The organism is Wenzhouxiangella limi (assembly GCF_010499265.1).
Lineage (GTDB): Bacteria > Pseudomonadota > Gammaproteobacteria > Xanthomonadales > Wenzhouxiangellaceae > Wenzhouxiangella > Wenzhouxiangella limi.
This window is the reverse complement of record NZ_JAAGSC010000039.1, coordinates 69,684-80,648: the sequence shown is the minus strand read 5'-3', so window position 1 is coordinate 80,648 and position 10,965 is coordinate 69,684. Positions and strand designations below refer to the sequence as shown.

Below are 10,965 nucleotides of genomic sequence, written 5' to 3'. Positions count from 1 at the left end.
CAGTTCCGTCGGTCTACCGGATAAAAAGTGATAGCGGTACGCAACCCGCTGGCAGAAGCCGAGCGGCCGGCTGCGAGGATACAATATCAGCAATGAGCCAAAAATTGGAAACAAAGCTTTCGGCCGGGCGATCGGATCTTGATTCGAGCGCTGTTTCCGTGGTCACACCCGCCTACAACGCTTGTGCTGATATCGAAAGAACAGTACGCTCTGTTTCCGAGCAAACGCTGCCGGTCCTTGAGCACATCATCGTTGACGACGGCTCAACCGACGGGACCGCCGAGGTACTTGAGCGGCTTCAAGACGAACACCCCCACTTGACGGTGGTCCGACAAGGAAATCTGGGCGCAGCAGCTGCCAGGAATCGCGCTATTGAACGCTGCCAGGGCCGGTTTATAGCCTTCCTTGACAGCGACGACGAATGGGGTTCGTCTAAACTCGCGCGCCAGATTGCGTTCATGCAGGAGACGGGCACGCTGTTTTCTTACGGCGACTACATGCGACGGGATCAACGCTCTGGTGTCATTCTGGGAACAGTGTTGGCACCCGACCAGCTAAGTCATTCCGACTTTCTGAAGGGCTGTCCGATTGGATGCTTGACCGTAGCCTACGATCAAAATTCACTGGGGAAGTGCTTCATGCCAAATGTGAGGCGCGGCCACGACTGGGGCCTTTGGCTGGCCTTGACGCGCGACGGTGTCGTTGCCCGTCGCTATCCTGGTGTAGAAGCGGTTTATTCGGTTCAAGCTCATTCTCTTTCCACAGCCAAGTTACGCAAGGCGGCGGATATTTACCGGATCTATCGCAACCAGGAATGCTTGGGGTGGAGTCGGAGTATTAGATTGCTGGGAGCGCATGTGCTTAATTCGCTTCGTGGGTATCGCAATGGCAACTGAACTCTTCACGATTCCTGCCGCGCAGCCTTTTCCAGTACTCGGAACGCTTTGAAGTCGCCAGTATTTGCTATTAGCTCGACCAAGAGATAGGTATTCTTACCCTGATTTGGAAAAATTCGGTACCGCAGTTCGTCTGGCAGCTTATCTTTAGAGATGCCCGGCGTGTCGAGCAGTAGGATGACGTCGCCTGGCTGCATCGCCGAGACCACATTTTGGTTCCATTCATTGCTTCCTGCTGTACGGACCGAAAGCGGAAGTAGATGGTATCGAACACGGGTCCGCCAGTATTCATTGCGGCCGATGGCGAAGACTCGGCCGCCGAACTCTGGGTTAGCCAGATCCGAAAGTGCATTCAGAAAGCGGTAGAGATTTTCATCATGGCCAACCTCCCGTTTCTCGTCTAAACTCAGTGAGGCAAGTTGCGTGACGGCTTGAGCGCTATTGGCCAGCAGCGTGATCTGCCAACGCAGATCGAGTATCAACCAGCCAAATACCAAGGGAACAGTTAACCATGGTAACGCCTGACGGCATCGGCTCGTTGACAGAGCCATCAATGCAAGCCCGGTGGCAAGCACCCAGATTGCTATGGCAACTAGAAGCGAAAGGTGGCTTTTCTCCGCACCGGATCGGATGAAATTGATACTTTGTTGGGACCAGCTTGGAAATGCAAACCAATCTTCAGCGATGCGTCGGTGCAGGCTTCTCAGATCCGGCTTGGCCTGATGCAGCCGTAGAGCTTTGATGGAAAATTGGTTTCTTGGCGCTCCGAAGCTTTCTAATCCCAAAAAGTATATTTGATCTTGCCAGCCCGTAAGATCGCTAAGGCGAGTCTCGTAGACACCATTTTCGGTAACGGAAAGTGGCAGGCCTCCAGCGGGCAGATATTGAGGGGTACGGCTCCAGTGAACCGTCAATGTATGATTAAGACCAGCGTTGTTGGTGAGCACCTGTAGTCGGTCATATCTTTTCGCATGCAAAATAGTTGGGAGTCTGATGGCAAGAACCCAGCGCGCGCGATCACCGGGTTCATGAATTTCCATTCCTTCTGGCGACAAAGCGCCCTTGCCCTCAGTCAAACGCCAATCCAGCGGATCCGGTTCAATCATCAGATCCGGGAACAAAGTCCCGTAATTTTCCCCATGCAGTGCCCAGGCGACAAAGCCGCCCCATAAGGCCACGGCAGTCACCAACATGGCGAGCGGCAACCGCAGAATCAGAGGAAGGGGCCAGTGCATTCCTTATTCCCTTTTGTAGCTGCCAGTTTCCACTCCCAAGCCGTGAGGGTAGATAAAATAATAACGGCGGGTACCAAGTGCATGAACATACGGCTAAAAAGGGTACCGATGATTGCGTACTGCCCTGCTCGTGAGAAGGTAAATGCTACCAGTAGACCAGCCAAGCACATCAGCACGAGAATAAGGAGTGAGCGTATTGGTTGGGACTGCGTTCCTACTAATGCAGCTGCCAAAAAAATAAAGGGCAGCAGGTAGCCTAGCAAATGCCAGTCGTGCCATAGGAGTAGATGGCGGGCGATACCGCTGAATACTGCGGTAACTGATTGAGGATCTAGATGAAAGCGTTCCTGCGTTAGCCACGCTATGGGGTCCATGCCCAGTGCCAGCAGGGAGAGTCCGATCCCCGAACCAATTAGCCCCAGCCGAAAAAGCCATCGGTTGGGTAGCGCGTTAGCCAATAGAGCCGCGATGATTATCGGGATCCAGTAGCTACCCGTATCTTTGACAAAAGCCATGAATATCATACTGGCCCCGATTAGATGCAGGCCGAATAATCCGCCTGTCATCTGTTGCTGCAATATGCCGACAGTCAGCACGGCAAACAGCGCGGCCATCCAGAGGTCCGCGTATCCGTACAGCGCGGTATGGGTGGCTATCATCGGCAGCGAGACGAACAAGTAAGGCCCGATTAAGGCTAGTACGGGTGGCAGGCCCTGACTACGCAGAGCGCCGTAAATAGACAGCATTGTGCCGATGGTGCACATAATCCACGGTAGGCCCAGCAGAGAATCATCCCAGCGGCCCAAGGCTAGGGCTGACCAGAGCATCACCAGCGATATTGTGTCCGGGTGGTTGGTCCCCTCAACGATATGGACGTTGGCCGGGGCAGACAGCCATTCGCGGGCGTTGGCGAACGAAATGATTTCGCCGATTTCAAACCATGCTCGTGCTTTCCAGACCCAGGTTTTCCAAGCGTCCCAGGGAAATACAGGGCGGAGCAGAAGATCCGGCAGTATGGAGGCAAGTCGCAGGACTATCAGGCCAAACATTATCGCAATCACCATCCGGTCGGTGCGTTCTGAAATCAGAATCGGCAATTGAGCGGTGGAGCGTTTTTCGGAGTGTCCTACCCGGTTTTTGCCTCCTGCGAGCCAGGTCGGCAAGTATATTGCCAGTGCGATTATGAAAAGACCGGTCAGAGCAGACGAAGTTGATATCCGAAGCCCGATGGCGTTTGCGGTCACAAGTGCCGGGGCCGTCATCAAGGGGCCGAAGATCAGGGCGGTGCCTATTTTTATTGACCGGGTACCGGGTTTTTTAGCATCGAGCAGCTGACTTACAACCAGCATTACGGCGAGGCAGGGCAATATCAAAAATGCCAGCAGAGTCAACGCTTCTGTTAAGGCCAGTTCGGCCAACGCCGTCCCCTTATCGATGTACTTTGAGCCACTTCATGAGTTTCCAGGCTCGTATCGATAGCCCATAATGTAGAACGAAAACTGAGGCCAGTCCGAGAAACAAGTAGCTCTCGGGCCACCCGAAATACCAGCCCATTAGTCCGATCAGCGAAAACAAGATCTGGAAACTGAACAACAAACCGACCACCGCACCAACCGAAAATCCGGCCCGCAAGAGGATGTGGTGCAGATGCTCGCTGTCGGCTGAAAAGGGACTCTGGCCGCGTATCAGACGTCGGAAATAACTGGTCACCAGATCCGTCACGGGCAGAACCAACACCCATGCGATAGTGATGGGATAGACCGTTCCGGCAGACTTCTGTCCCAGGTGAACGGACAGCCAGGCAATGGCAAACCCCAGCATCATTGCGCCGGCATCACCCATGAAGACGCTGGCTTTTTTGCGCCATGGGGTACGCAGATTGAAAAGCAGAAAGCCGCAGGTGGTTGAGGCCAGTAGCAGGTTCAGTGCGACAAAGCCTTCGCGTGCGCCAGTTACGGCTCCAAGAATGGCCAGAAATACCAGAATCAGGACCGAAAGCCCGCCCGCTAGGCCGTCTGTGCCGTCAGCCATATTCATCGAGTTGATCATGAACACCGTGGCCAAAACGGTAAATGGAATAGCCCATTCGCCTAATTCGATCTCGCCAGTGCCGAACAGGTCTCCGAACGAATGGACTTGTACCTCGCCCCACGAAACCATTAGTACAGCCGCCAACAACTGCAAGATCAGCTTGGAGGCTGGAGTAATGTCCAGGGCATCATCTACCAGACCGGTGGCAAGCAGGATTCCCATACCAATGACCAGGCTGGCATAAGGCCGCAACGGCTCTGGAATCAACAGCAGACTGGCACAGAAGGCTATGAACATGCCGATGCCGCCGATCATGGGTACCGGCTCTCCGTGCAATTTACGTTCATTGGGCAGGTCAAGCAAGCCCAAATACTCGGCCGGTCTGCAAAGCAGCGGAATCAGGAAGGACACAAACACGAAGCCTGCGCCCACGGCCAGCCAGCTTTGAACAGATAAAGGTCCGATCACGCGCATTCCCGCATGGTGAGCATGCTGATTGCTCCCCTGTTACGCCTAAGGAAAGTGTAGCAGAGTCGATCGCGATGGAACGATCCAGACCGCGCTACAGCAGGGAGAGTTTGTGGGATAATCTCCAAGGGACTATTTTGCCGACCACCGGAATGAACCTCAGCCATCTCGACCGCCTCGAAGCCGAGGCGATCCACATCATTCGCGAAGTCGCGGCCGGCTTCAAGAACCCGATCATGCTCTATTCGGTCGGCAAGGACTCCTCGGTCCTGCTGCACCTGCTGGTCAAGGCGTTTTACCCGGCACCACCGCCGATCACGCTGATGCACATCGACACCGGCTGGAATTTCGGCGAGATGATCGGGTTTCGCGACCGCCGCGCCGAGGAGACCGGCTGCCGGCTGATCGCGCACATGAACCAGGACGGCCTTGATCAGGGCATCAACCCCATTGATCACGGCGCCACGGTGCACACCGACGTGATGCTGACCCAGTCGCTGCGCCAGGCGCTGACCCGGCACAAGGTCGACGCCGCGCTGGGTGGGGCGCGCCGCGATGAGGAAAAATCTCGCGCCAAGGAGCGGGTGTTTTCCTTCCGCACCGCCCAGCACCGCTGGGACCCGAAAAACCAGCGCCCGGAGCTGTGGAACCTCTACAACGCCCGCATCCACTCCGGTGAGAGCGTGCGCGTGTTCCCGCTGTCGAACTGGACCGAGCTCGATATCTGGCTGTATATCTACCGCGAAAACGTGCAGGTCCCGGCGCTTTATCTGGCCGCCGAGCGCCCGACCGTGATCCGCGACGGGTTGATCATCATGGTCGACGACGACCGCCTGCCGGTCGACCCGGACGAGGTGAAGATGCGCAAGGTGCGCTTCCGCACGCTGGGCTGCTACCCCTTTACCGGGGCGGTGGAGTCGGATGCTGATACGATGGAGGCGGTGATCGCCGAAATGCTGGCCGTGACGTCGTCCGAGCGTCAGGGCCGGGCGATCGACCGCGACGAGTCGGCATCGATGGAGAAGAAAAAGATGGAAGGTTACTTCTAGGTGGACGATCCGGTCAGCCGGGATCTTCGGATACCGGCCAACGAGCGGCTGGTTTTTCTTCAGAGTGTCTACAACTCGGCCAATATCGGAATCTGCGTGACCGACGAGCATCGCCGGTTCGTGCTGGTCAACGACGCCTACTGCCGCACCTACGGCTACGAGCGCCAGGAGCTGATCGGGCAGCCCTTTACCAAGGTGCTGCCGGAAGACCTGCGCGAGACGGCGGGGCGCGCCCACGATGATTACATCGACGGCGGTGAGGAAAGTGCCGGTGAGTGGCGCGTCCAGCACAAGAACGGCGAGATCCGCAACGTGATGGTCACGGCGGGGCGCGTGGTCACGGCCGACGGCCGGCACTTCAAGGTCACGACGGTGCAGGACATTTCCGGATTCAAGTCCCAGGAGACCATGCTGGAGCAGCTTTCGGAGGTCGTTGCCCAGACCCAGCATGGCGTGATCTTTACCGATGCCGAAGGGCGGGTGACCTGGGTCAACGACGGCACTGAGCGCATGACCGGGTTTTCCCTCGAAGAAATGCAAGGGCAAAAGCCCGGTGATCTGCTACAGGGTGAAAACACCGATCCCGAAACGGTGGCGCACATGGCCCGCCAGCTGGCCGCCGGCGAGGGGTTCCGGGTTGAAGTCATCAATTACACGAAATCGGGCCGCGAATACTGGCTGCATATCGCCTGCTCGCCGGTGCTCGACCGCGAGGGCAGACTTGATGGCTTCATGGCCCTGCAGACCGACATCACCGAAAACAAGCGTTTCCAGGAGCGCATCGAGCAATTGTCCTTCCAGGATGCGCTGACCGGCCTGCCCAACCGCCGTCTGGTGGAGGAGCAGCTGAAGTTCCGTATGGCCGGATCGCAGCGCAGCCGTCAGTACAACGCGCTGCTGTTTCTGGATCTCGATAATTTCAAGCTGATCAACGACACCCTGGGTCCGCGCCAGGGCGATGACTTGTTGATTCGCGTTGCCCGCACGCTGACCAACACGCTGTACGAGTCCGACATGGTCGCCCGGCTGGGCGGGGATGAGTTCGTGGTGGTGCTGGCCGATCTTTCGATCGACCCGGTGGACGCTGCCGAGCGGGTCGAGCGCGTGGCCGAAAAGATCCTCAGCGCGCTCGCCGAGCCGTTCGGGCATGGCCGGCTGGAGCATCGCGTGACCGCCAGCATGGGTGCGGTGCTGTTCGTTGGCCAGGAGCAGTCCATCGACGAACTGATGCAGCAGTCCGACATCGCGATGTACCAGGCCAAGTCGGCCGGCAAGAACACGTTTGCTTTTTTCGATCCCCAGGTGCAGTCGGGCCTGCTCCAGCGTCACCGCATCGAAGTCGAGTTGCGCGAGGCGATTCAATCCGAGCAACTGGTGCCTTTCTACCAGGGCCAGGTCGATGCCGAAGGTCGGCTGGTGGGCGCGGAACTGCTGATTCGCTGGCAGCATCCCGAGCGCGGACTGCTTGCGCCCGGAGAATTCATTCCCATCGCCGAGGCCAGCGGTCTGATCGTGGAGCTTGGGTACAAAGTGGTGCGAATGGCAGTGCAGCAGTTGCTACACTGGGCCGCCGACGAGCGCACCCGTCAGCTGTCTCTTTCGGTCAACATCAGCGCCAAGCACTTCGAGCAGCCCGATTTCGTCGAACAGCTGGCGGGCATACTGGCCGATCAGCCACTGCGGTCTTCGGCGCTACAGCTGGATATCAATGCAAAGGAAGTCGATCAGTTCTTTGCCATGGAAAAACTGGCCGATACGCTGGCCGATCAGCCCCTGCGCCCGTCGTCGCTGAAGCTTGAAATCACCGAAAGTGCCCTGGCCCGCGATCTGGGAGAGATTTCTGCCCGCATGAAGGCGCTACGCGACCTGGGTCTTGGCTTCTCGCTGGATGATTTCGGGACCGGGTACTCTTCGCTGGCCTACCTGAAGCGCCTTCCGATCGGTCAGGTCAAGATCGATCAGGGCTTTGTGCGCGACCTGATGGTTGATGAAAACGACCGCGGCATCACCGAAACCATCATCGCCCTGGCCAAGACGCTGAACATGGACGTGGTGGCCGAAGGCGTGGAAACCGAGGCCCACCGCGATCTGCTCAAGCAGCTGGGCTGCCCGGTGTTTCAGGGCTATCTTTTCGACCGACCGGCGCCCTTTGCGGAGTTTGCCCGGCACTATGGATTACCGATAAACTGACCCTTTTGCAATGACGACCCTATCCCCCGTCCAGGCGCGCCTGGAAACCCACGAAACCAAACCCCTGCTGCGCTTTATTACCTGCGGCAGCGTCGATGACGGCAAGAGCACGCTGATTGGCCGGCTGCTGTATGACTCCAAGCGCCTGTTCGCCGATCAGCTCGCGACCCTGGAAGCCGACAGTCGGCGCCACGGCACCCAGAACGAGAAGCTGGATTTCGCCCTGCTGGTCGATGGCCTGGCCGCCGAGCGCGAGCAGGGCATCACGATTGACGTCGCCTACCGCTTTTTCGATACCGACGCGGCCAAGTTCATCGTCGCCGACTGCCCCGGGCACGAGCAGTACACCCGCAACATGGCCACGGGTGCGTCGACCGCGCGGCTGGCGGTGGTGCTGATCGATGCGCGCAAAGGGGTGCTGACCCAGACCCGGCGGCACAGCTACATTTGTTCGCTGCTGGGTATCGACCACGTGCTGCTGGCGGTCAACAAGATGGACCTGGTCGACTTTGATCGCGCCGTGTTCGAGCGAATCGTGGCCGACTACCGCTTCCTGGCCGATCAACTGGGCATCGCGCGGGTGACGGCCATTCCGATCTCGGGCCTGGATGGTGACAACGTCATCCAGGGCTCGCTCAACACGCCCTGGTACAAGGGCCCGAGTCTGCTGGCGGCGCTGGAGGCGGCCGCGGCAGAGCAGGGCCAGGCCCCCGACGGCGCGTTCCGTTTGCCGGTGCAGTGGGTATGTCGCCCGAATCAGAACTTTCGCGGTTTTGCCGGACCGCTGCTGGGCGGGCCGCTGAAGGTCGGCGATGCGGTCGTGGCACTGCCCTCGGGGCGGCGCTCGACTGTCGCCGGGCTGCACGTGGGGTCCGAGACGGTCGACCAGGCGCTTGCCGGCCAGTCCGTGATCGTCGAGTTGACCGAGGAAATCGACGTCAGCCGCGGCGACGTGCTGGCCGCGGCGGCCGATCCGCCGGAGGTCTCCGACCAGTTCGGCGTGCATCTGTTGTGGATGGACGCCGAGCCGCTCAAACCCGGGCGCAACTACTGGATCCAGACCGGCACCAGCGTGGTCGGCGGCCGGGTCAGCGAGATCAAGCACCAGATCGACGTCAATACCCAGGAGGAGCTGGCCGCGCGCGAGCTCTCACTCAACGCCGTCGCCCGGGTCGATCTGGAACTTGACCGCGCCGTCCCGTTTGAGCCCTATGCGCTCAATCGCGACCTGGGCAGCTTCGTGATCATCGACCGCCAGACCAACGGCACGGTCGGGGCCGGGGTGATCGACTATGCCCTGCGGCGCGCCCAGAACGTCCACTGGCAGGCGGTTGATGTCGATCAAAGCGTGCGTGCCCGCCAGAAAGGCCAGGTGCCGAAGTGCGTCTGGCTGACGGGTCTGTCGGGCTCGGGCAAGTCGACCATTGCCAACCTGGCCGAAAAAAAGCTCCTGACCCTGGGCCACCACACCTACCTGCTCGACGGCGACAACGTCCGCCACGGGCTCAACCGCGACTTAGGGTTCACCGAGACCGACCGGATCGAAAATATCCGCCGGGTCGGCGAGGTCGCCCGCCTGATGACCGACGCCGGCCTGATCGTGCTGGTCAGCTTCATTGCCCCCTACCGCTCCGAGCGGCGCATGGTGCGCGAGCGTTTCCCTGACGGCGAGTTCATCGAGGTGTTCGTCGACACCCCGCTGGAGGTCTGCGAGCAGCGCGACGTCAAGGGCCTGTACGCCAAGGCCCGCGCCGGCCTGATTCCGAACTTTACCGGCATCAGCGCGCCGTACGAGGTGCCGGAAAACGCCGAGATGGTGCTGAAGACGGTGGAGGCGAGGGCGGAGGAATTGGCGGAGGAACTGGTGCGGGTGATTCTCGGCGACCACGCAAAGGGTTGACCAGGCACAGTCCCAGACTTTTGTGCTAACCGAGCCCGGAATAGCTAAAATAATCCGCGCTGGCCCTGTCATCCCGGCCAAAGAGCCGGGATCTCCAGCCTGCTAGAGGCAGGTTCTTTGGAAACAGCGTGCTTGGAGAGGGAGGGATTGACTGCGCGCCTGCGGCGCTTGCCCTTCGGGTGCGGCTGCGCCGCATCGTCCTCGCCTTCGGCTCGGTTCGAACCGCAGGGGTTGAATCGATCCTCCCTCGCAGCGATCATCAAAAAAGCCCGCGCGCGGCGGGCTTTCTTTGATGATGGCGGAGAGGGAGGGATTCGAACCCTCGATGAGGCTACAAACCCCATACTCCCTTAGCAGGGGAGCGCCTTCAGCCACTCGGCCACCTCTCCGTAAGACTTATTGTCGCATCCGTTCGATGGCATCGGCGCATGCCGTTTTCCATCGAAGCCCGCAAGGATACCGTTTGTGGGGTTTCAGGTAAACCCTTTCGCGGTGTTAGACTGCGGATTGTTAGTCAGCAGGCGCGCTGGATGCTCGAGGAACCTCAACGTGAACGCAGTCACCGCGGCAGCGGTGTGGTGGCGTTCTTCCGCGGTTTTCTGCGCAGTCCGGAGCAGGTGGGTTCGGTGGTGCCGAGTTCGCGTTTCCTGGAGCAGCGCCTGGTGCGGCTGGCCGGGGTGGGGCAGGCGCGCTGCGTGGTCGAGCTCGGTCCCGGAACCGGCGGCACCACGCGGGCGTTGCTGGCGGGGATGCCGGCCGACGCGAAGCTTTTGACGATCGAGCTCGACGCCCGCTTTGCCGAGCTGCTGTCCGAGATCGACGACCCGCGCCTGATCTCGCATACTGGCAGCGCGGCCGAGCTTGGCGAGATTCTTGATCTGCACAATCTGCCCGCACCGGACGCGGTCGTTTCCGGCATCCCTTTTTCGACCATGCCGCGCCAGATCGGTAACGCGGTGCTGGAGGCCGTCCGCGACCGCCTGGCGCCCGGCGGGGTATTCGTCGCCTACCAGTTCCGCGGCCACGTCGGCCGCATGGGGCGCGAAGTCTTGGGGCAGCCGGATATCGAGGTTGAAGCTCTGAACGTTCCGCCGATGCGGTTTTTTAAATGGGTTCGGGGGTAAAGGTTTCAGGTTTCGGGGTTCAGGGTTCAGGGTTCAGGGTTCAGGGTTCAGGTAGTTTCCTATCTGCTTTTC

General features: G+C 59.5%; 8 protein-coding genes and 1 tRNA gene. 5 read left to right on the top strand and 4 right to left on the bottom strand.

The window, feature by feature from the left end:
• Positions 1–92 precede the first annotated feature (92 nt).
• A complete protein-coding gene (locus G3I74_RS06060; RefSeq protein WP_164210690.1) occupies positions 93–896 on the top strand; it encodes a glycosyltransferase family 2 protein in 804 nt (267 codons plus the stop codon).
• Positions 897–901: 5 nt separating this feature from the next.
• Here the strand turns inward: G3I74_RS06060 and G3I74_RS06055 are convergent, their stop codons facing one another.
• Genes G3I74_RS06055 through G3I74_RS06045 form a run of 3 tightly spaced genes read right to left on the bottom strand, consistent with a single transcriptional unit; the run spans position 902 to position 4,636 of the window.
• Positions 902–2,131: a hypothetical protein gene (locus G3I74_RS06055; RefSeq protein WP_203594585.1), complete on the bottom strand. Its 1,230-nt coding sequence runs from the start codon at positions 2,129–2,131 to the stop codon at positions 902–904.
• Positions 2,110–3,549: a hypothetical protein gene (locus G3I74_RS06050; protein WP_164210688.1), complete on the bottom strand. Its 1,440-nt coding sequence runs from the start codon at positions 3,547–3,549 to the stop codon at positions 2,110–2,112. Before G3I74_RS06050 ends, G3I74_RS06055 begins: the two co-directional genes overlap by 22 nt.
• A 10-nt stretch (positions 3,550–3,559) precedes the next feature.
• Entirely contained in the window at positions 3,560–4,636 is a 1,077-nt protein-coding gene (locus tag G3I74_RS06045) for an MraY family glycosyltransferase (RefSeq protein WP_164210687.1), read from the bottom strand.
• A 146-nt stretch (positions 4,637–4,782) separates the two neighbouring features.
• Between G3I74_RS06045 and cysD the strand changes: the two genes are divergently transcribed.
• The 3 genes from cysD to cysN are packed head-to-tail and all read left to right on the top strand — an operon-like array spanning position 4,783 to position 9,769.
• The gene (gene cysD, locus G3I74_RS06040) at positions 4,783–5,679 is read left to right on the top strand and encodes a sulfate adenylyltransferase subunit CysD (protein WP_164210686.1); all 897 of its coding nucleotides are present in this window, start codon (positions 4,783–4,785) and stop codon (positions 5,677–5,679) included.
• On the top strand, positions 5,680–7,869 hold the full coding sequence (locus tag G3I74_RS06035) for an EAL domain-containing protein (RefSeq protein ID WP_164210685.1): 2,190 nt from the start codon (positions 5,680–5,682) through the stop codon (positions 7,867–7,869). It abuts the gene before it with no gap.
• A 10-nt stretch (positions 7,870–7,879) separates the two neighbouring features.
• Positions 7,880–9,769 (top strand): sulfate adenylyltransferase subunit CysN, encoded by a 1,890-nt coding sequence (gene cysN, locus G3I74_RS06030; protein ID WP_164210684.1) that lies wholly within the window; start codon positions 7,880–7,882, stop codon positions 9,767–9,769.
• Between the two features lie 296 nt (positions 9,770–10,065).
• Here the strand turns inward: cysN and G3I74_RS06025 are convergent.
• Positions 10,066–10,158 (bottom strand) — tRNA-Ser (locus tag G3I74_RS06025).
• A gap of 39 nt (positions 10,159–10,197) precedes the next feature.
• Here G3I74_RS06025 and G3I74_RS06020 point away from each other — a divergent pair.
• On the top strand, positions 10,198–10,893 hold the full coding sequence (locus tag G3I74_RS06020; RefSeq protein WP_203594584.1) for a class I SAM-dependent methyltransferase: 696 nt from the start codon (positions 10,198–10,200) through the stop codon (positions 10,891–10,893).
• The last annotated feature ends 72 nt before the right edge of the window (positions 10,894–10,965 follow it).